The following is a 21896-nucleotide window of genomic DNA, read 5'->3' on the forward strand; positions in this document are numbered from 1 at the left end:
ACACAAAATTCAGCTCCGCGGTTGCGGAGCTGAATTTTAAATAAAAGTTTATTCCCCTATATTACAACATTTATCAATCGTCCCGGCACAAATATGGTTTTTTTAATTTTAGCGCCACTAATGTATTTTTTAATAATTTCTCGCGATAAAACTATTTCTTCAACTTCAGGGCGTTTCAATTTTTTTGAAACGCGAACTTTATCGCGCATTTTGCCATTTACTTGAATTACTAGATCGTATTCCTCTACTTCAATAAATTTCGGGTCATATTTTGGCCATACTTCAAGATGAATCGATTTTCCCCGACGCTTTCGGTCGGAGCTCCGATCCCGAAGGGCGTCGGAGTTATTTCCTATTTTTTGCCAGAGTTCTTCCGTAAAGTGCGGCGCAAAAGGAGATAGAAGTTTCAAAAAAATTTCGGCCGTATTTTTTGTTATATCGGTTTTTTCAATCTCATTAAAAAGAATCATTAAAGCGCTGATTGCCGTATTGAATCTGAAATGCTCTATATCATCCCCTACTTTCTTAATCGTCTGATGTAATAATTGCTGGTATTTGGTATTTGGTATTTGGTATTTGGTATTTTGAGATTTAAAATTTAAAAATTTATTCCACACTCGATCTAAAAATCTCTTTATTCCTAAAATCCCGTTAGGATTCCACGGTCCGCCGTTGCTGTACTCGCCCATAAAACACAAATACATTCTAACCGTATCGGCGCCGTATTTTTTAACCAATTCGTCCGGGTCAACAACATTGCCGCGAGATTTAGACATCCTCTGTCCATCGCTCCCCAAAATATCGCCCTGATGACGCAAAGATACAAAGGGTTCGTCAAATTCAAGATAACCGGAATCCCGAAGAGCTTTAACAAAAAATCTTGAATAAAGGAGATGTAAAACCGCATGCTCAGCGCCTCCGACGTACATATCAACCGGCAGCCAGGCTTTTAATTTGTCTTTTGAAGCAAATTGTTTTTTGTTTTTCGGATCGGTGTAGCGCAGAAAGTACCACGAAGAATCCACAAACGTGTCCATTGTATCCGTCTCTCTGGTTGCCTTGCCCTTGCAATTCGGACACTTTACATTAACAAAACTTTTTACGCGCGCTAATGGCGACTTGCCTCCGGCGACCGGTTTAAAGTTTTTAAGCGGCGGTAGTTTTACCGGTAATTTATTTTCCTGAACCGGTACTATCCCGCATTTCTCGCAATAGATAATTGGAATAGGGGCGCCCCAATACCGCTGGCGGGAAATGACCCAGTCGCGCATTTTATATTGAATTGAAAAACTACCAAGCCCCTTTTCCTTAAGTTCTTCGGTGATTTTTTTCCCTCCTTCGACAGACTCTAAACCTGTAAACTCGCCGGAATTTACCAATAACCCGTCTTCTATTACATTTATAGTTGGCAAATTAAATTTTTTGGCAAATTCAAAGTCCCGCTCATCATGGGCAGGCACCGCCATAATGGCGCCCGTGCCATAGTTCATTAAAACATAGTCCGATACCCAAATTGGAATTTCCTCCTGATTTGCCGGGTTAAAAGCAAAAGAGCCGGTAAAAACGCCTGTTTTTTCTTTCTCTAAGCTCGTTCTTTCGAGCTCTGTTTTAAGATGAGCATTCGCAATATAATGGCGGACATCTTCTTTTTGTTCCTTGGTTGTAACTTTTTCCACCAATGGATGTTCCGGCGAAAGTACCATATAAGTAGCGCCAAAAAGCGTATCAGCCCGTGTTGTAAACACTGGAATTTCTAATTTCAAATTTCTAATTTCGAATTTAATCAAAGTTCCTTCCGATTTCCCTATCCAGTTTTTCTGCATCAGTTTGGTGCGCTCCGGCCAATCCAACTTATCCAAATCTTTCAGTAATTCTTCCGCGTAATCCGTAATCTTTAACATCCATTGGTTAACTTCTTTTTGGATAACCAAAGTATCGGGGTGGCGCCAGCATCGGCCGTCAATAACCTGCTCGTTTGCTAAAATTACCTGATCTTTAGGACACCAGTTAGCTAATGCCTTTTTCTTGTAAGCAAGCCCCGCTTTATGCATTTGAAGAAACATCCACTGGGTCCATTTGTAGTATTTGGAATCAGCTGTAATCACCTCGCGCGAAAAGTCATAGATATTGCCCATTGACTTAAGCTGTTCTCTCATTGTTTTGATATTTTTATAAGTCCAAGTTTTTGGGTGAATTTTGCGCGCAATCGCCGCATTTTCGGCCGGAAGACCGAAAGCGTCAAAACCGATGGGGCTCAAAACATTGTAACCCTGCATTCTTTTAAGACGCGCGAAAACATTGGCCGGCGCATAATTATACCAATGCCCCATATGAAGATTGCCCGACGGATACGGAAACATCGTAAGATGGTAAAAATTTCTTCGCCCTCCGAAGCCTTTGGCGAAGGATGGGTTTTTGTCCTTAACTTTATAAATACCGGATTTTACCCAGTATTCTCTCCACTTTTTTTCTACTTTTATAGCGTTATACTTTTCAATCATATTTTAAATAAAGCTTTAGCATTATTATGAGTTTGGGTCGCGACTTTGTCAAAACTTAAGCCCTTCCATTCGGCAATTTTTCGCGCCACAAATTCAACGTAAGCCGGTTCGTTGCGTTTTCCTCGATGCGGCGCCGGCGCCGCAAATGGCGAATCGGTTTCAATAAGAATTTTATCAAGTGGGACATACTCCACCGCCTCTTTATATTCGTCGGCAAACGTTATTGGTCCGGCAAAAGAAATATAAAATCCTAAATCTATAAATTTTTCAGCGGTTTCTTTGGAACCGACAAAAAAATGGGCAACGCCGTTACCGCTTGAATCAGGAATTGTGAAGTATGAATTAAGAATATCAATCGCGTCTTCGTAAGCATCTTGACTTCCAGCCGATGGACGGCAATGTAAAATAATCGGCTTGTTTAATTCTTTCGCCAGTTCAATTTGTTTAATAAAAATATCTTTCTGTTGACTTTTAGTTCTTGTTTGCGACAATCCGCCTTTGCCAAAGGCTTCGGCGGATGCTCTTTTTTGAAACCGCTCGTTTCGCTCGCGGGCAAAAAAGGCATAATCCAGTCCGCACTCGCCTATAGCGACGACACTTTGATCTTTTGCCAATTCTCTATATTTACCAATATCAAAATTTTCTTCTAAATTATCATTCGGGTGTAAACCAATAGAAGCCCATAACAAATCCGGGTATTTTTTAGTTAGTTCAATGGCTTTCTTAGATTCCTCTAAATCAGTTCCAACGCTTATAGCTTTAATACCCGCTTCTTTTAGCCGGCCAATCATTTCCTCACGATCATCATCGTATTGAGGAAGATGAAGGTGACAATGAGAGTCAAATAATGTCATTTTAATCTCGGAAAAATGTTGTTTCCTTTTTTGACTTCTATTTTGTTTCCGACAAACTTTATCTGTGCCTTAATTTTTTCTGCTGTCTCTGGCAAAAACGGCTCAATTAAATCGGAAAACGCTCGGATTAAGAAAGAGGCATTGATAACAACTTTTTTCAAATCGTCGCCTTTTAGATTCCAAGGTTTGGTTTCATTAATATAGTTGTCTACGGAATAAACAAGAGCGAAAGCTGCGCCCAGTGCTTCGTTAAGTTTGATATCACCAATTAATTCACCATACCGCTCACAAATATCATTTTTAGTATTCTTATTCCGTTCTATTACTTCATCTTCCGAATAGATAATAGGAGAAATCGTTTCACCCAATTTCGCAACACGCGCCACCATATTGCCAATGCCGTTAGCAAGGCCGCTATTATACCTTTCTTTAAGTTTTTCGTAAGTAAAATCGCCATCGCCGGTTGGCTGAATATCCCACAAAAGATAATAACGCAAAGCATCGGTGCCGTATTTTTTAACTACCTCGACTGGGTCAACTATATTTCCGACTGTTTTTGACATTTTTTCTCCGTCTACGGTTATGAACCCGTGAACAAAAATTGTTTTAGGAAGCGGCAAACCAGCTGAAAGAAGCATCCCAGGCCAAATAGCCGCATGGAATCTTAAAATATCTTTGCCGATAACATGCAAATCGGCTGGCCACATTTTTTTAAACTCCGAATTTTCTTCATTATATCCAATTGCGGTAATATAATTTGAGAGCGCATCACACCAAACGTACATTGTATGTTCCGGGTCGTCCGGTACTGGGATACCCCACTCCAAGTCTTTACGAAGACGGGAAAAACTTACATCTTCCAACCCCTGATCAATTAAAGACAAAATTTCGTTTTTGCGGGTCTCGGGAATTATTTTTAATTCATCATTCTTAATCAATGACTCTATATCCTTTGAATATTTTGAAAGACGAAAAAAATAATTTTCTTCCTCTATTACTTCCGGTTCTTTTTTATGATCGCTGCATTTGCCGTCAACCAAATCTTTTTCGGTGACAAAAGCTTCGTGTCCCACGCAGTAAAGCCCGCGATATTTCTTTTTATATAAATCGCCGGATTCCGCCAGCTTAAGCCATAACTTTTGCGCGCCTGGCCAATGACGTTTCTGGTCGCTTGTTCTGATAAAATCATCAAACGATAAATTAAGAACTTTTTTAAGTTCCTTAAATTTCTCCGCGTTTTCATCCACAAAATCTTTTGGATTTTTCCCGGCCGCTTCCGCTGCCCGCACGATTTTTGCGCCATGCTCATCAGTACCGGTCAGAAACAAAACTTCATCGCCTTTTATCCGGCGGTACCTTGCCAGAACATCTGCCTGAATTTTTTCCAAAGCATGGCCAATATGCGGCTTCGCATTCACATAATCGATTGCAGTCGTAATATAGAATTTTATTTTGATTTTATTCATATAACAATGGTAATATATTAGTTAAAATATAGGAAACGTAAGAATTTTACAAATGACCCTAGCTTCACATATAATAATCTCCGGCCTTTTAGGGGCAACCACTAATAATTACTTCTTAGCAGCTACTCTTGGCTTTCTCAGCCATTTTATCGTTGACGCCATACCGCATTGGGACAATTACCTTTCGCCCGATTTCGAGTCAAGAGCCAAATCAAAAAAGATTCTATTTTTAAAAGATAGATTTTTATACAAAGAACTGGGCAAGATAGCGATTGACATTTTGATTGGCCTAAGCGTTTTGTCCTTGATGTTTTTCAAAAATTATGAGATTGGCGATCTTTCCTACGCGGCTATTGCGGTTTTTTTCGGAGTTCTCCCCGATCCCTTGCAACTTTTATACCTTATGACAAATTGGCGCCCCCTGAAACCAAACCACAAGATACAACTTTATCTACATACTTTAATATATAAAGAAAAACCGAGTTTTTGGCTCGGTATTACAACTCAAGTAACAACAATAATATTAGTCTTTATATTCACAATATAAACTAAGATAATTCCGGATGGGAAATGTTTTTTCTTTTTGCCAGACCCTCAAAAAACTCATCAACCACCGCCGCGAGCGGCACGGCCAGAATAATTCCTAAAATTCCGCCGAGTTTGGCGCCGATTAAAATCGCTAAAATAACGGTGACCGGATTTAATCCGACCAGTTTTTTTATTAAAAGCGGAACAAGCACGTGATTTTCCAATTGCTGAGCGGCAATAAAAAATACGAGCGTCCAAATCCCTAAAATCGGCGATTGTGACAAAGCCAAGAGTGTCGCAACCGCGCCGCCAACAATCGGACCGACAAACGGCACTATTTCAAAAATACCAACAATTACAGCCGCCAGAAACGCGTACTTTACTCCGAGAATCCAAAGGCCGATACCCACCACAAGAGCCATAATAAAACTCAAAAGTATCTGTGCCTGCAACCAGCGCCCCATTTTCTTCTGGGCGCGAATCCAAAGGCCATGTATAGAGGCCTCAAACTGCGGCGGCATCATTGACCGCAAAAAGTCATCAAGAGCGCCTTTTGAAAGCGCAAGATAAAAAGAGATAACAAGAATCACGACAAAGGAAACAATGCCGCCGAAAATCTCCGAAACATAAGAAAGCAGAGAAGTAAAACTGGGAATTTGTTCCGTTAACTGATCGAGCAGGTCGTGAATGTTAGCCGAAAGACCGGGTAAAAATGTAATGGTCCCGGCCGCTTCTTCAAGCTTTCCAAAATAAGTCGGGTAATTCTCTGTGAAATCTTGAAACTGATCAAGTAAAAGCGGGAAAATAATGTAAATAACTGCCGCAAAAAATACAAAAAACAAGATGTAAAGAAAAATCAAAGATAAAAGCCGGGGCACCTTTTTGCTTTCGCCGTAAACAAGAAGCGGCTCCAGAGCCGAGGCGATTATAATTGCAAAAATCAAAATACCAATGATGTCGCGAACCATATAAACCAAAACCGCCAAAACGCCTATGCCGAGAACTAAGAATATAGTTTTGGGTGAAATTTCTATAATTGTTTTTGATTCGCTTGCCATTTTATAGCTTTAAAAGACTCTGTAAATTTTTTCCATCTTTAACCGGCCCAATCATTGCCAGATTAAGTTTTTCCGGCCGGAAGATGTCGTTAGCCGCGTCATAAACGTCGGTAGCGGTAACTTGCTGCACTTTCTTGATTATATCATATGGCCCTAAAATTTCATTCTTTAAGATTTCCTGAAAGCCGTAAAAACTTGCCAATTCGTCCGACGTTTCAATACTTAAAATCAAACTTCCTTCTATTCTTTCTTTGGCTTTATCAAGTTCATTTTTACTAACCTTATTTTGTTTTATCTTTTTGTATTCGCCTAAAATAGCCGTTAGTATCGCCTCAATTCGTTGGTTATCAATACCGGCCCAGGTGGTTAAATTGCCGGTATCAGTAGCTCCATCATGCGAAGTCCTTACATAATAGGCGGCGCCCATTTTATCGCGCAAAAGATCAAATAATCTTGACGACATCCCTCCGCCTAAAATTGTAGCCAGTACTTCCAGAGCAAACCTTCTTTCATCAAAAATACTATAAGCACGAACGCCGACAGCAATATGCGTTTGGTCTGTTTTCTTATAAAATGTTTTGACTTGTGGTTTATTTTGGTATTCTTTTGTCGGAAGTTTTTCCTTTCCGGAACGGCTACTAATCGTTTTAAAAAGATTTTTTGCTTTTTTTAAAATGTAATCTGGATTAATTTTTCCAGCGACGACAAGGATAGTTCTCGGAGCAACATAATGATCGCTATGATATTTAACGAAATTATTTCTTTGCAGTTTCGCGATTATTTCTTTTTTTCCCGCCGTATCCCAACCGGCCGGCTGGTCACCATATAATAACTCTGTCCAAATATCGTCAATCTTTCTAATGGGGCTGTCTTCATACATGTTTATTTCTTCAATAATCACCCCCCTTTCTTTGTCTATTTCTTTCTGATTAAAAACCGGATTTAAAGTGATATCGGAAATAATATCTAAAATCATGTCCGAATGTTTAGCATCGGCCTTGGCATAGTAACCGGTGTATTCTTGGCTGGTAAAAGCATTGAATTGGGCGCCGATTCTATCAAGAGGTTCAACAATGGATAGTGATGTCGGATGTTTTTTCGTTCCTTTAAAAGTCATGTGTTCCAAGAAATGGGATATCCCGTTGATTTCCTTGGTTTCGTATTTTGAGCCGGTGGCAACTAAAACTAAAACCGTTACCGTTTCGGTTTTTAGCATTGGCACGGTGATTATTCTTAAGCCATTTGGTAATGTGGTTTTTTTATACATAGTTTAAAAAATTAACCTAATTATTCTAATTAACCTAATTGACCTAAAATTTAGAAACTGGGATTTGGGATTTGACTAGAAATTAGAATAATTAGAAATTAGAATAATTTAATCTTCAAGTTGTTTTTTAAAATAATCCACTAAATCTTTAACTGCTACCCTTTCCTGCTTCATCATGTCCCTATTGCGAACTGTGACTTTTTTGTCTTCAAGCGAGTCAAAATCTACGGTTATGCAAAATGGCGTCCCAATTTCATCTTGCGCATAATAACGTTTCCCGATATTGCCGCGGTCATCCCAAGCGACCATAAAATTTTGTTTTAATTCGTCGTAAATCTCTTTCGCTTTATTCACCAATTCGGGCTTATTTGCCAAAAGCGGAAAAACAGCAACCTTATAGGGTGCTAATTTTGACGGTAACTTTAGTAAAACTCTGTCATTATCTTCTGCGTAATGTTCTATTAAAACCGCTAAAATGGATCGATCGACCCCCCAAGTCGGTTCAATCACATGCGGCCAAAATTCTTCACCGGTTTGAGAATCCCTGTAAGGCGCTGTTTCTTTATAATGATTTCTCAAATCAAAATCGGTTCGATAAGCCAAACCGTAAAGTTCGTTCTTACCGAAGGGAAAATCATATTCAAAATCTATTGTCCGCTTTGAGTAATGGGCGCGTTTATCTTCGGGTACTTCAAGTTCATAAATATGTTTTTTATCCAAGCCTAAATCTTTTTCCATCCAATCATGCATTTCTTTCCTCCAATATTCAAAATGTTCCTGCCAATCTTTGTCCTTTTTCGGCACCGGAATAAAATATTCAATTTCCATCTGTTCAAATTCACGAGTTCTGAAAATAAAATTCCCCGGCGTAATTTCATTCCTGAATGCTTTGCCGATTTGGGCAATGCCAAACGGCACGGTTTTTCTGCTTGTATCCAAAACATTTTTAAAATCGACAAACATTCCTTGGGCCGTTTCTGGACGCAAATAAACAACATTCTCTCTACTTTCTACAGGCCCGAGATTAGTTTTAAACATTAAGTTAAACTGCCTTGGGATAGTCCAGTCATGAACTCCGCCATTCGGACATTTAATATTTAATTTAATAAGATTCTTTAGTTGCTTAATAGGATCAATATCGTGAACAATAGGTTCAGGATATTCCAGAGCAATTAAAATATCGCTCCGCTCACGATAATTACATTTTTTACACTCAACCAATGGATCGTTAAAAGTCGCAACATGCCCGCTCGCTTCCCAAACTTTTGGATTCATTATTAAAGCCGAATCAATACCAATGATATCGTCGCGATTTTGAACAAACTTTTTCCACCACAGTTGCTTAATATTGTTTTTAAGTTCAACGCCTAATGGACCATAATCCCAGGAATTAGCCAATCCGCCATAAATTTCACTGCCGGGAAAAATAAATCCCCGCCTTTTGGCAAGCGATACAATTTTTTCCATTAAATTTTCTTGGTTATCTTTTGTTTGCGCCATTTATATAAACTGATTAAACTCAAAAATAATTTCAGAAACTATAAGCCATAATAACATAATTTCTAACTAATTTACAATATTAAACAAATATTTGTTTACGATTAAAAATCGATTCCCCTCAATTTATTGCTATAGCAAGAAATTGAGGGGACAAAATTTTATTAACTAATTTCTTTATTAAACAATTTTAAAAAATTGCCGCAAGTCACCCTCCCGCTTATCTATAGACTCTACAGTACAATAATTCACATAACGACTAATTGACAGAAACTCGCAAATAAAATCTATCTCGTTTTGACAATCATAAGGATAAACAAAAACGCTCTCTTGTAAATGATACAGCCCCAAATCTCTTAATTTATTGGATAGAGCGTTTCTTTCTTTTTTCTTTTTTTCCGGAATATCAAAAATTACCAATCGCCATTTTTTATCCCACTCTTTAGTATTTAATAACTCTATGTCATCATAATCAAATCGTTTTAATAAATTTCTGCCATTAGCGGTAATTTTTACATAAATATTATCGCCCTTTTCTACCAATTCTACCAATCTTTTATTGTTCAACCGTTTTACGGCATCATGAATACGTCGTTTATCAATTTTATCCCAATTTCTGCGCCAGCGCATTAATGGTTTTAAAAGTTGGGCAACATTGGGCGCGAATAGCGACGATAAAATTAATGTGCCGGAAGCGGCTATAAATAAAACGTCTCTGGTTAACGATTTTTTGTGCAGCATGTAGTTTTTTTAATTTTGTATACTAAGTTATATTTTTCATTAACTATTTAGTAATCACTTGTTTATATTACCAACATAATATCCTCAATTCCTGACTATAGCAGGGAATTGAGGATATTATAAGAGATATCAATGTTCATAAATATTGTAATACTGTTCACATATAAGTCGAGTTAAAACTTTTTCAGAGTGTTAACTAAAAAAGCTGGGATTTCCAGCTTCGTAAGGGTTATTTATCAAATAATGTCCATTTACTGAACCACGTTTCAATCCCGTCGAGTGTAATTGCAGCGCCTATGGGTTTCCCGTCAGCACCGAAAGTCACCTCTACTTTATCAGGACTTTGGGCATGATGGATTAGCCAACTGCCATCTGGCTGCGGTACGGCAATCATGTGATCTGGGGTATCGCCCGAAACTGGATCACGATCTTTGTCGCACGACCAAGCTTTAAATCCTACTTTTCCAAAATATGAATATACCCCGAGCTTCATTCCATTGTAATGGATATAATATTTCCGCGTACCGATTGTTACGTTCTCTCCGTTCTTCGTTTGCACTTCAATCAAGTAATCTGAGGGAATATCTGCGCGCTTTGCCCAACCAGAACTTTTTTCATCTGGCACTGCACCATCGGGCAAAGGAATACATTTATTTGCTGAATTTACCGGTAACTGAACACAAGCTGCAAACAGTAAAACAACGGGAATCAAAAAAACCGACTTTAACATTATAAACCTCCTTGGGTAATATTATAAAAGTACGATAATATCTTCTCTATATTAAATTGATAAGTATATTTTGTCAACGACAAATTTACGGCTGAACGCGGCTTTTGAGAATTCCGACGCCGGGATCATCGGGCATGTCGGTCTTTACCGCCGGCGCTATTGCCGAAATAGGATTTCCGGTAAACAAATCATTGCCGCTTAAGATAGCGTCATTTATAACCGGCACAACACTTCCAATCTTTGTAACCGAAGGAGTTAAGGAAAGCTGAAAAATCGCTTCATAAGGATCAAGAAGAACGCCTGTTGCCGCCTGAATTTTTCCGATATTCCAGGATAGTTCACTGGTTCTTTCGTTAAATTCCAGTAGAGCGCTTCCAGCTCCCGCTTTTTTATCAAGCCACTTTACGCCTTCTGGAAGTGTCGCCTTAACAACAACATTGTTGAGATCGTTAGAATAATTTGTAACCAGCCAATGGATGGTAAAAGTCGTGGTTTGATTTACGCGCGGCGGGATTGGCCCGGAGTTCTTTAAAACCGAATCATAGTAATACCCTCTCGCCTTCAAATCAGCCGCGGTATTAACCTTGATGGCGATATCACTAGTTGCCGAAAGAGATTTAACAGCAAGCGAAGGCGGAATAGTAAGCGTTTCCATGGTCGCCGAGACCTGAAGCAAGAAATTTTTATCGCGGAAAGTTCTGATAATGTAACGAGGCCTGACATTGACGTAAAAACTGACTTCGCCAGATTCATTAGGAGACAAATTCTTAAACTGCGGTTGATTGGCGGCGTTCCAGACAATCACATTGGTTACACTGTTATAAAAGCCGTCGGTTTTTAAAGTCGGCAAATCATACATTAAACCGTCAAGATTGGCTTTCAAAACTATGTCGGACAAAGCAACGCCGGTATTATTTTCGTAACTTATTTTAAACTGCAAGGAATCTCCGAGATTAGCCGTGATTGACGTCCCGTTATTAACGAATATATCAAGCCTAAGCGGAGAAGAGGCCAGATTGATTTGCGGCAAGGTTTCCAAAAATTTAAAGAATTTACCGTCTTGGGAGACTCCAATCGCCAAACTAAACTGAACATTCGTAACATTTTTTAAAATACCCGAAACAACGATATCTCCTTCTTCGTTCGGGTTCAAGTCGCCTAAATTCCAACTATTATTGTTTTTGGACGGCAACTTGTCGGAAGAAATAAAATTAAATTCGGAAGGATAAACAATTTCAATTACCGCGTTTTTAAAAACATGTTCGGTATTGTTCTTATAATGAACGATGAAGTTATTCTTTATATTTGGCAATACCGATTCGGGTGTTTTAAAGTCAATAAATAGAGCGGAGCCATAAATAGCTACTTCTTTTGTTGACTCGTTTTCAAAAGTTGAGCTGGTGTTTTGCGGTTTGTAACTTAGGCTAACTTCAAGTTTTTGAATGCTTTTATCGGTCCCGATAAAAGCTAGATTTATTTCTTGTTTGCCGCCGCCGCCGATGCCGATATTCCCCAGATCAATACTCTGGATAACTTTGCCGCCGGGAACCATTGCATTCTGCGGATAGCGAACGGTCAAAACTGCGTTTTGAAGAATTTGTTTGGTATTGTTCCAGTAAGACACGGAATAAGAAGCGGGCTCGCCGCTAGCAACCTGTGCCGGCCCAGAAACTCCAAAGTCAACCTGGGATTTTTTAAAAGATGTCAGCCAAAAATAAAAACCGACACCGCTAAAAACGACGATTGTTAAGAATACAATGCTTGAAATAAACAAACTCTTTTTTTGCCTTGGGGAAAAAAAACGGATTGCTTGAGACAGCGAAGGGCCGGAAAGCTCCGGTGAAGTTTGCGAAGAAGAAGGAATTTCTACCATAAATTTATTTAGATTTATTATAGCACATTGAAATCCCCCAGATAATACCTGGCTTCTTCAAAATTATCCCCAAACCCCATTATTTTAGTAAAGCCGGATTTAAAATCGCTTAAAAATTTGTCAGCACTGCCATTTTCAACATCTCTTGCTTTTAAAAAACCTTCAAGAATAAAATTCCACAACACTTCGTCTTTTTGCGGCTCTTTTAACATTGTCAAAGCAAAATTAGCCATTTTTGTAAAAAGCGTAATTTTATCGGGAGCAGTATTGTTAAGCAGCGGCCCATGCGAAAGAGCGGTAGTAATAATAAGTTCGCCGCCTTTTTTTGAAATCAGTTCAACCCAAACAAAATTAAACGGTTCAAGATGGCCCGTAAGTTTGGCATTGATTTTTCGAACACTTCCCGCCGTAGCCCTCACCTTGCCGAAATCTTGCGTATATAAATGATAAAGGCGATCAGCTTCAAAAATATCCTCCCGTTTTAAAACAAGCGCGTTAGTTTGATAAGAATTCATTTTTAAAAATAAAAAATCCTATTAGGATTATCTAATAGGACTTACAAAAGAGCAAACTCACTAAAAGAGTTGAGGACATGATCGACCAATCCGTAAGCAACACTCTCTTTGGCGTCCATCCAAAAATCAAGACGGTTGATGTCGCTCTCAATCAGGTCTGGCGCCTTATTCGTATGCCGGGATAAAATGCCGATGTAAAGAGTTTTGACTTTGTTGAACTCTCTGACTTGATTTTCAACCTCTTTCGGATCACCGCCGAAATGACTTCTGGGCATATGAATCATCGTCCGAGAATTCGGAAGTATATATCTGTGGCCCGGCTCGCCGCCTACTAGAATTGGAACCGCTGCCGAAGCCACTACTCCCGTGGCAACTGTGTAAATAGGCGAGCGCGACGCCTTCATAATGTCATAAAGATTAAGGTAGGCCGACGCCAAACCGCCGGGCGAATCAATCATCAGCTTAATAGGTTCGCGATTGAGCGAATCAAGATAAATAATTTGGTCTATAACACTGCGTGGAGAAGACGCCCAGTCAAAGGGTATTGAACCGTCGTTGTAATAAGCAAGGCCGCCCGTTCCATCAAGCTGGCAATCAAGAAAAAGCAGGCGTTCTTCAAAAAACAACTGACGAAGGAATCTTGCGTTACTGCGTTTGAAATTATTGTTGCTCACCAGCATGACGGAGCCTCTTTCTATTTTTATTTAAAAGATCAAATTGACAGTACTCTTAAGTTACAAGTTAATTTACATTTTGGCAATACCTATCCAGATATCCTTGCTTTCCAACTTAAAATGACGGTCAATAAGCAAACCGTCTTTAATTACGCCGACAAATTCAATTTTTCTCGCGCCGACTTCGGAAGTTAAAGTTTTTTCCCATTTCGAAATAATTTTTTGGATATTTTCTTCTCCTTTCATATAAACCACTATCGTTTCTTTAGGCGTTAAACCTCCGTCTTTTCTCATACCTTGAATCTGGCGGGCTATTTCTCTGGTCAAGCCCTCTTCTTTCAGTTCGGTGGTAATTTTTGTGTCTAATTCTATTTTATCGCCAAAAACAATTTCTTTGACATTTACCTCATCTTTAATAAGATCTAAAAGTTCTGGGTATTTTTTCAACCCGGTTTCGGCAATGGTAAGCGCTTGAAGCGGCTGGCGCACTTTGATGCCCGCTTCCGCCCGAAGAGCCAGTGCTTCGGCAGAAATTTCTCTAACTAGGCCCATTTGTTTTTCTAATTTTAAATCAATAAGTTTTTTATCGGCTTTTGGCCAGTCGCATAGATGAACCGATTCCGGCATTTTATCTCTTTTCAAAAACAAATAAATTTCTTCCGATAAAAACGGCAGAAACGGAGAAATAACTTTTACTAAATTCAAAAGCACGAAATAAAGCGTTTCGGCAGCCTCCTCTTTTTCTTTTTTAGATTTTGGCCTCTGAAATCTCTCCCGAGAACGCCGTATATGCCAAAGGGAAAGATCGTCAATAAAGAATTCTTCGATAGCCCTGCTGGCGTAAGCCGGATTATACTTATCCAGATTTTGGGTAACCTTTTCTATCAGATTATTCAGACGCGACAAAATCCAAAAGTCTAACAAATTTTGAGGATTGGTGCCGCGCCCGCCTAAATTTCCGGTGGAAATTTTGGCGGGTAAATAAGTTTTAAAAAAAATAAAACTATTCCAAAAATTAATAAGTTTCCTTTCGGATTCTTTAGCGGCGCCGTACCCAAATTTTAAGTTATCCGCCGGATTCTGTTTAACATACATCCAGCGCATAACGTCAACGCCGATTTTTTCCGCCGCCTCGTCAAACCAGATGGCATTTCCTTTTGATTTATGCATCTCCTCTCCTTTTTCATCCCGAACCGAAGCATAACCGAAAACTGTTTTCATTGGCGGTAATTTTTCTAAAACAGTACTCATTACGATAAGAGAATAAAACCAATTTTTAAATTGTCCGGGAAAAGACTCGCAAACCAATTCTGCGGGAAACCATTTGCGCCAAAATTTTTTGCCCGGCACGTTACTGCCATCGGGCAGTTTTACGTGCTCATTAAAATATCTCATCGTTGAGTAGGGAACGATTCCGGCATCCAGCCAGGGATTGCCGACATCGAGAATACGCGAAGTTTTTTCATCGCACTTGGGACACTTAATCTTAATTTCGTCAACGTAGGGCCGATGCAAATCTAAATCGCCTTCATTATTATAGGGCCAATTATGGCCCGCCATTTCAACAACGGAACCAGTTACTCCGTCAATGCTAAACTTTTCAAATGCTTCTTCATTTTTATAACCCTGGTAGGAACTGGCGGCCGCAATTATCGGATTAGCATGGCTTACTATCAAAATCGTTTTGCCTTCATATTTCCTGTCCGTTTCTTTCAAAAAATCCATCATCCTTTTTTTGACATCTTTTAAGTTTTCACCGCCGCTTGGTCTGACGACATATTGATCCACCTTGCCACCAAAAAGCGAATGCCAATCCCCATGAGTGCGCCCGTTATAAGCCCCGGAGTCGTGTTCACGGAGCCGCTTGTCATAAATTATTTTTTGGCCCAAAGCGCCGGAAATAATTTGGGCGGTTTCTTTCGTCCGCAATAAGTCGGAAGAAAACACCAAATCCACGCTTTTTTTCTTAAACCACGGAACAAGTTTTTCAATTTCTTTAGCACCCCTTATGGTTAATAAGTACTTCTTTTTTTCCGGATAAGAAGAAATGATTTTTAGCCGATTGTTTTCCGCCTCGCCGTGACGCAGAAAAATATAATGATTAAGTTTTTTTGGCGAGAACTTGTCAAAATCAGCGAGCGAACCGATAACCTCAAAATTGCCGCACCGGCACTCAAAAATGGGCAGCGCCAATCCCCAATATCTTTTCTTGCTAATCAACCAGTCGGACATATTTTTCAGCCAGTCGATTTCCCTCTCCAGACCAAAAGAGGGAATCCATTTTATTTTTTTAGCTATTTTTATAAGCGGATTCCTTAACTTGTCCATTGATATGTACCACTCATCGGCAATTTTCCATACCAATTCGGTTTTGCACCTCCAGCAGATAGGATAACGATGGGTATATTTGGGGGCGCTAAAAAGAAATCCGGCGGTTTTTATGTAATCAATTATTATTTCGGGGCGTTCTTTCGCGTTTTGGCCGCTAAATTCTCCAAGCCCTTTCACATAAAAAGCTGCGTCATTAATCAAATCAATTGCCGGAATTTTTATTTTTTTCCCCAATCTGTAATCTTCGGTGCCTTGACCGGGTGCGATATGAATCAACCCCGTTCCTTCGGTTTCACTAACCGGCAAAATTCGTGAGTCGGTGGCAACAACCTTGTGAATAAAGCCGGATAAAGCTTTTTTAACAGCTGGCAAGTTATCAAAAGGTGATTTGTAAGTTAAATCGACTAACTCTTTTCCTTTAAAAGTCCTGATAATTTTAAGGTTTAATCTTTCAGCTGCTTCTTTTATAAGATAATAGGAAGCTCCGCTTCCAAGTTCACTTGGAAGCGGAGCTTCCAAGTCAGTTGCTTCCACGTAAATTTTGTCGGGATCTACGGCTACCGCCGCGTTTCCGGGAAGAGTCCAGGGAGTTGTCGTCCAAACCAAAAGATAGGTATTTTTTTTGAAAATGTTGGAAGCTCGGTTTCCAACAATAGGATATTCTATGTAAACGGAATCATGGGTAACTTCTTTATAATCCTCGGTAAGTATCTCATGCTGGGAAATGGCCGTACCGCAACGCCAGCACCAGGGAACAACATCGTGCCCTTTGTAAAGCAGTCCTTTTTCTTTACATTTTTTCAAAAAGTGCCAGATGGCAACATTGTTTTCATTAGACATTGTGTAGTAACTGTTCTTCCAATCCATCCATTGGCCCAACCTGATTGATTGATTTGTTTGAATCGCGGAATACTTTCTCACGCGCTCTTTACACTTTTCAACGAATTTGGCAATGCCATATTTTTCAATGTCTTTTTTTGACTTAAAACCCAATTCTTTTTCCACCTCAACTTCAACCCAAAGCCCTTGGGCGTCAAATCCGTTTTGAAACCTCTGGTCAAATCCTCGCGCCGCTTTATATCTTTGGAACAGATCTTTGTAGGTTCTCCCCCACGCGTGATGAACTCCCATTGGATTATTGGCGGTAATCGGCCCGTCTAAAAACGACCAACTTTTTTGGCCTTTAATTTTTTTCCGCAGCTTCTCAAAAATTTGATTATTTTGCCAAAAATCAAGGATTCTTTCTTCAGTTTTGGGACCAAAAGATTCTATCATAATTTTACATCTTATCAGGAGCTTTTATCCCCATCAAGTTCAAAGCGTTTCCTAAAACGATTTTAGTTGCCGTAACCAAAGCCAATCGCGCGGAGGTTAACTTTTTGTCTTCTGTAATCACTCTTTCTTTTTCATAGAAATTGTGGAACTCCCGCGCCAGTTCCAGAGCATAGCGCGGCAAGCGATGGACTTCGTAATTTATCGCGATATCACTTAAAACCTCGGGAAACTCGGTGAGTTTCCTAATTAAATCAAATTCGGCATTTGTTTTTAATGCACTAAATTCAGAGCTTAAGACCTCGGCTTTAGAGACCTTTGCTTTGCGCAAATTAGAGACCTTTGCTTTGCGCAAAATTGAGGAAAGCCGCGCGTACGCGTACTGCACATAATAAATCGGATTTTTTTGCGAACGTTCTTTGGCTAGCGATAAATCAAAATCCATGTGAGTATCGGATGAATACATCAAAAAGAAAAATCTCACGGCATCAAGCCCAATCTCACCAACCAGCTCGTCTAAAGTAACAAAAATTCCGGCTCGCTTTGAAACCTTTGCTTTTTTACCGCCGGAAACGAGGCGGACAAACTGAATCAGCACTATTTTTAAGCGCTCCGAATTAATCCCCAATGCTTTTAAAGCCCCCATCAAGCGCGGAATGTCTCCATGATGGTCGGCTCCCCAGATATTTATCGCTTTATTAAATTTTCTTACTTCAAATTTATTTAAATGATAAAGAATGTCAGACATAAAGTATGTTTCGTCGCCATTACTTTTTATCAAAACCCGGTCTTCGGTATCGCCTAATTCCGACGTTTTCATCCAAGTGGCGCCATCTTTTTCATAAATTAAATCTTTGCGCATTAAATCTTCCATTACTTTTTCATACTGTCCCCCCTTATAAAGGGACTTTTCAGAAAACCAAACATCAAAATTTATTCCGAGCTTTTTTATAACCGGCTTTATATGCGTATTTAAAATTAAATCAACCGATGCCTGCCCGGCTTCTTCAATGCTAAAATTTTTGTCTATCTGTTTTGCCAAGTCGTTAATATAATCTCCTTTATATAAATTTTCTAATTCGGTTTTTTCTAAACTCAAATTCTCGCCCTGCGCTAGCTTGATTGATCTTCCAAGAGCAAGAATTTGGCCACCCCTATCATTTATATAAAACTCGCGAGTAATGTTATACCCTTGTGTTTCCAAAATATTAGCCAGCACATCACCATAAAACCCTCCTCGGCCATTAGCCATTGTTAAGGGCCCGGTGGGATTGGCAGAAATAAATTCAACTTGAACTTTGTAATTTTTACCGACATCAGAATTTCCGTATTTATTTTTTTCTTTCAGAACTTCCTTAAGTTGATGACGGAGACATTCGGGCGACAGAAAAAAATTAATAAAACCGTTCACGGCATCAATTTTTGAAAATTCTTTCTTGTCCGCCGAAACTTTCTTGCCCGCCACAGCTTTAGCGTAGGAGGGAGTGAAGGCGGATATTTTTTGGCTATTTAACTTTTTAACTAATTCTTCGGCAATTATTTGCGGTGATTTTTTTCCGCCTGAGGCGAGATCTCGCCCCTTTTGGGCGGATAAAATTTTGGCAAGCAAAAAAGCGACGTTTGACGAATAGTCGCCATGTTCTCTATTCTCGGTAACTTTAACTAAAACCTCTCCCCTAAACTCCGGAGCGATTTTTCGAATAATGTCGTTTAGATAGGTTTTTATAAGCTCTTTCATTCCATACATATTTTAACCCGATTTTGATAAAAATAAAACTACTGATAGAATTCGGGTATGGCAATATTCTCCGAAAACCGAAAGGCTCACTTTGATTACGAAATCCTAGAAATTTTTGAGGCAGGCTTAGTGTTGTCTGGCGCCGAGGTTAAGTCAATAAAAGGAGGGCGCATGAACTTAGCCGGCTCTTACGTTAACTTCCATAATGGCGAACCCTATCTAATCGGCGCTTCAATCGCTCCTTATCAGCCAAAGAACCAGCCATCCGACTACGACCCGTCTCGCTCAAGAAAATTGCTTTTGAATAAAAAAGAAGTTGACTATATTTCCGGTAAAACAAAACAAAAAAGCTTGACTTTAGTGCCTTTAAAGGTATATAATAAAGGCCGCCGAATTAAACTGGAATTTGGTTTGGTCAGGGGTAAAAAGCAGTATGACAAACGCGATGCTATAAGCCGACGAGAAATAGAGAGAGAAATCGACAGAAAAATTAAACAAGAGCATGGGAGTGACGGGCTTCGATAGAACTTGAAAATTAAATATGCAGGACGAGGATATCTCGTAACCTTGAAAATCCGTCCCGCAGTTGCGGGATGCGACAATCCCCGAGATCCAGCAAATAACTGGCAAAACAAATTTAACTCCTGCTTTAGCTTTTGCTTAAGTAGGTTTTACCCCGCGAAGCTTTAGCGTAGTGGGGCATCGGTCGCCTGACGCCCAGTAGGACGATACCGGTGTCAACAATTGGGCTCTAACCTGAAAATTCTTCGGTTCGGGTTGAACTAAAGAAGAAATTGGGAACCTTCCATTTTGACTGTTTCAAGGAGGATTTTCAAAAAATTCAAACAGCCTACGCCTGTAGAAATATTTAATTAAAAATTCTAGATGCGAGTTCAACTCTCGCCACTTCCATTCGACTCGTCTCTCGCTAACGCTCGAGACTCGCTCATGGCAAGCCACTCGTTGTAATTAACTTGAGTCGCTCACTATTGAACAAGTCGAATGTCCCGAGCGTAGTCGAGGGACACAATAAAATATCAGATAATTATCTGGTATTTTATTTTTATAGATGCTATATAATTTTTATGCATTACGTTTATATGATAAAAAATTCTTCTGGCAAATTGTATGTTGGTGTAACAGAAGATTTAAATAAAAGACTTTACTACCACAACACTAAACAAGGTGCTAATTTTACTAAATATAAATCTAAATTTGAAATAGTTTTTGAAGAAAAATATCCCACTCTTGCAGAAGCACGAAAACGTGAGGCTCAAATTAAGAAATGGCGCAGAGAAAAGAAAAAAATACTAATAAAAAGATTCATTGCCGGATTGTCTACTAAATTATAAAAAACGGAAAACCCGCCGTTCACTTTTGTTACTAGATGGGGTTGACTTATGCATAAAACCCGTGTATATTGGATTTTATCAGAAACTTAAATATAAATTTCTAACGGGACTTGTTAAAAAAACTTAAAATCAACAATCAAATAACCGCCGTAGAGTTGAGAGTAACAGATGAAGACGGGGAGCAAATCGGCATTATGAGCCGTGAAGAGGCGTTAAAGTTAGCCCAAGAAAGGGGCCTTGACTTGATTGAAGTGGCGCCAATGGCCAAGCCGCCGGTAGCCCGGATCTTCGACTACGGCAAATATCTTTACCGTGAGCAAAAGGAAGAAAGAAAACAAAGGGCTAAACAGAAAAAAGACTCTTCAAAAATCATCCGGCTCAATTTGAACACCGGTTTGAATGACTTAAAAATCAAGGCGGAAAAAGCAAGCGAGTTTCTAAAAGAAGGCACCCACGTTCAAATAGAACTTGTTTTAAAGGGCCGCGCCAAATACCATAAGACTTTTTCCGATTTAGGCAAGAAAAAAATTGAGGATTTTCTAAAATTAATCAGCACGCCAAATAAAGTTATTTCGGAACTAAAAAAACAGCCTCGAGGATTTAACATCACAATTATCAAACAGTAAAGACATTTTTTTATAAAGCGTTGCGGGCAGGCAGAATAAAATTAATATGCCTAAAATAAAAACCAACAAATCAATACAAAGCCGCATTAAAATAACCGGAGGGGGTAAATTATTAAGGCGCCCAACACATCAGTCGCACTTCAATGCCAAAGAATCTTCTAGACAAACACGAATAAAACATGGGGTTAAGCAGGTAAAAAAAAGTGATTATAAATCGTTTATAAAATATCTTCCGTATGCCAAGAGTTAAACGAGGGAAAATAGCGTTAAAAAGACGCGAAAAAATATTAAAATATACCAAGGGTTTCAAGTGGGGCCGTAAATCAAAAGAAAGAGCCGCTAAAGAAGCTCTGCTTCACGCGTGGGTTCACGCTTACCGCGACCGGAAAGTCAAAAAAAGAACTAACCGCGCTCTTTGGCAAATTCAGATTAATGCCGCGGTAAGACCGGAAGGATTAAATTATAGCCGATTTATGCACGGCCTCAAAAAAGCCAAAATTGAAATTGACAGGAAGATTTTATCGGAACTGGCGCGCAGCCATCCCGAAATTTTTAAGGAAATAATAGAAAAAGCTAAAATAAGTTAAAAAAGAAAAAAGCCGCTTTTAGCGGATTTTTTCTTTTTTAAGTAATAGTGTTTTTTTATCCGCACCGCGATTGTAGCCGCCAATTTTCCCGTCCGAACGAATCACTCTATGACAAGGAATTTTTGGATCAAAATTTTTATTTAAAATATTGCCGATCGCGCGCCACGCCTTCGGTTTCCCCGCCTCCTGGGCAATTTCTTTATAGGTCGCCGTTCTCCCTTTGGATACTCTCCTAACTGCCCTAAAAACTTTTTCTTTAAAACTATATTTCATAATAAAAAATAAA

The 21896-nt window shown here is 39.3% G+C and carries 20 protein-coding genes and 1 other RNA gene; 7 read left to right on the forward strand and 14 right to left on the reverse strand.

Annotated elements, in window-relative coordinates; translation table 11 throughout:
* Positions 1 to 56: 56 nt before the first annotated feature.
* The 3 genes from HYW79_01795 to HYW79_01805 are packed head-to-tail and all read right to left on the reverse strand — an operon-like array spanning position 57 to position 4821.
* Positions 57 to 2501 carry a leucine--tRNA ligase gene (locus HYW79_01795; GenBank protein MBI2635255.1) on the reverse strand — a complete coding sequence of 815 codons (2445 nt, stop codon included), beginning with the start codon at positions 2499 to 2501 and terminating at the stop codon, positions 57 to 59.
* The gene (locus tag HYW79_01800) at positions 2498 to 3355 is read right to left on the reverse strand and encodes a TatD family hydrolase (GenBank protein MBI2635256.1); all 858 of its coding nucleotides are present in this window, start codon (positions 3353 to 3355) and stop codon (positions 2498 to 2500) included. Before HYW79_01800 ends, HYW79_01795 begins: the two co-directional genes overlap by 4 nt.
* The gene (locus HYW79_01805) at positions 3352 to 4821 is read right to left on the reverse strand and encodes a methionine--tRNA ligase (GenBank protein MBI2635257.1); all 1470 of its coding nucleotides are present in this window, start codon (positions 4819 to 4821) and stop codon (positions 3352 to 3354) included. Before HYW79_01805 ends, HYW79_01800 begins: the two co-directional genes overlap by 4 nt.
* Positions 4822 to 4873: 52 nt before the next feature.
* Between HYW79_01805 and HYW79_01810 the strand changes: the two genes are divergently transcribed.
* The gene (locus HYW79_01810; protein ID MBI2635258.1) at positions 4874 to 5368 is read left to right on the forward strand and encodes a hypothetical protein; all 495 of its coding nucleotides are present in this window, start codon (positions 4874 to 4876) and stop codon (positions 5366 to 5368) included.
* 1 nt (position 5369) lies between these two features.
* On the opposite strand, the gene HYW79_01815 is transcribed toward HYW79_01810, so the two are convergent.
* The 10 genes from HYW79_01815 to HYW79_01860 all read right to left on the reverse strand — a co-directional run bounded on the left by HYW79_01815 (position 5370) and on the right by HYW79_01860 (position 19045).
* Positions 5370 to 6407: an AI-2E family transporter gene (locus HYW79_01815; GenBank protein MBI2635259.1), complete on the reverse strand. Its 1038-nt coding sequence runs from the start codon at positions 6405 to 6407 to the stop codon at positions 5370 to 5372.
* Between the two features lies 1 nt (position 6408).
* Complete coding sequence (locus HYW79_01820) at positions 6409 to 7674, reverse strand: insulinase family protein (GenBank protein MBI2635260.1); 1266 nt, start codon at positions 7672 to 7674, stop codon at positions 6409 to 6411.
* 108 nt (positions 7675 to 7782) lie between these two features.
* Complete coding sequence (locus HYW79_01825) at positions 7783 to 9141, reverse strand: glycine--tRNA ligase (protein MBI2635261.1); 1359 nt, start codon at positions 9139 to 9141, stop codon at positions 7783 to 7785.
* 210 nt (positions 9142 to 9351) lie between these two features.
* The gene (cas2, locus tag HYW79_01830) at positions 9352 to 9912 is read right to left on the reverse strand and encodes a CRISPR-associated endonuclease Cas2 (protein MBI2635262.1); all 561 of its coding nucleotides are present in this window, start codon (positions 9910 to 9912) and stop codon (positions 9352 to 9354) included.
* A 229-nt stretch (positions 9913 to 10141) separates the two neighbouring features.
* Positions 10142 to 10642 carry a hypothetical protein gene (locus tag HYW79_01835; protein ID MBI2635263.1) on the reverse strand — a complete coding sequence of 167 codons (501 nt, stop codon included), beginning with the start codon at positions 10640 to 10642 and terminating at the stop codon, positions 10142 to 10144.
* Between the two features lie 85 nt (positions 10643 to 10727).
* Entirely contained in the window at positions 10728 to 12515 is a 1788-nt protein-coding gene (locus HYW79_01840) for a DUF11 domain-containing protein (protein ID MBI2635264.1), read from the reverse strand.
* A gap of 17 nt (positions 12516 to 12532) precedes the next feature.
* The gene (locus tag HYW79_01845; protein ID MBI2635265.1) at positions 12533 to 13030 is read right to left on the reverse strand and encodes a DNA repair protein RecO; all 498 of its coding nucleotides are present in this window, start codon (positions 13028 to 13030) and stop codon (positions 12533 to 12535) included.
* Positions 13031 to 13071: 41 nt separating this feature from the next.
* Positions 13072 to 13710: an ATP-dependent Clp protease proteolytic subunit gene (locus tag HYW79_01850; protein ID MBI2635266.1), complete on the reverse strand. Its 639-nt coding sequence runs from the start codon at positions 13708 to 13710 to the stop codon at positions 13072 to 13074.
* A gap of 66 nt (positions 13711 to 13776) precedes the next feature.
* The gene (locus HYW79_01855) at positions 13777 to 17310 is read right to left on the reverse strand and encodes a class I tRNA ligase family protein (GenBank protein MBI2635267.1); all 3534 of its coding nucleotides are present in this window, start codon (positions 17308 to 17310) and stop codon (positions 13777 to 13779) included.
* Positions 17311 to 17314: 4 nt separating this feature from the next.
* Complete coding sequence (locus HYW79_01860; GenBank protein MBI2635268.1) at positions 17315 to 19045, reverse strand: arginine--tRNA ligase; 1731 nt, start codon at positions 19043 to 19045, stop codon at positions 17315 to 17317.
* Positions 19046 to 19102: 57 nt separating this feature from the next.
* On the opposite strand from HYW79_01860, the gene smpB reads away from it, so the two are divergent.
* The 6 genes from smpB to rplT all read left to right on the forward strand — a co-directional run bounded on the left by smpB (position 19103) and on the right by rplT (position 21610).
* Positions 19103 to 19570 (forward strand): SsrA-binding protein SmpB, encoded by a 468-nt coding sequence (smpB, locus tag HYW79_01865; GenBank protein ID MBI2635269.1) that lies wholly within the window; start codon positions 19103 to 19105, stop codon positions 19568 to 19570.
* Positions 19550 to 19960, forward strand: a transfer-messenger RNA (tmRNA) gene (ssrA, locus tag HYW79_01870). The genes smpB and ssrA overlap by 21 nt, the downstream gene beginning before the upstream one ends.
* 170 nt (positions 19961 to 20130) lie before the next feature.
* Entirely contained in the window at positions 20131 to 20397 is a 267-nt protein-coding gene (locus HYW79_01875; GenBank protein MBI2635270.1) for a GIY-YIG nuclease family protein, read from the forward strand.
* Between the two features lie 110 nt (positions 20398 to 20507).
* The gene (gene infC / locus HYW79_01880) at positions 20508 to 21023 is read left to right on the forward strand and encodes a translation initiation factor IF-3 (protein ID MBI2635271.1); all 516 of its coding nucleotides are present in this window, start codon (positions 20508 to 20510) and stop codon (positions 21021 to 21023) included.
* 46 nt (positions 21024 to 21069) lie between these two features.
* Positions 21070 to 21273, forward strand: a complete 204-nt coding sequence (rpmI, locus tag HYW79_01885) for a 50S ribosomal protein L35 (GenBank protein ID MBI2635272.1) — start codon at positions 21070 to 21072, stop codon at positions 21271 to 21273.
* The gene (gene rplT, locus HYW79_01890) at positions 21260 to 21610 is read left to right on the forward strand and encodes a 50S ribosomal protein L20 (GenBank protein MBI2635273.1); all 351 of its coding nucleotides are present in this window, start codon (positions 21260 to 21262) and stop codon (positions 21608 to 21610) included. The genes rpmI and rplT overlap by 14 nt, the downstream gene beginning before the upstream one ends.
* A gap of 18 nt (positions 21611 to 21628) precedes the next feature.
* On the opposite strand, the gene HYW79_01895 is transcribed toward rplT, so the two are convergent.
* Positions 21629 to 21883: an MGMT family protein gene (locus HYW79_01895; protein ID MBI2635274.1), complete on the reverse strand. Its 255-nt coding sequence runs from the start codon at positions 21881 to 21883 to the stop codon at positions 21629 to 21631.
* Positions 21884 to 21896 lie beyond the last annotated feature (13 nt).

It is taken from the genome of Parcubacteria group bacterium, from assembly GCA_016186325.1.
Classification (GTDB): Bacteria; Patescibacteriota; Minisyncoccia; order UBA10092; family UBA10092; genus JACPHB01.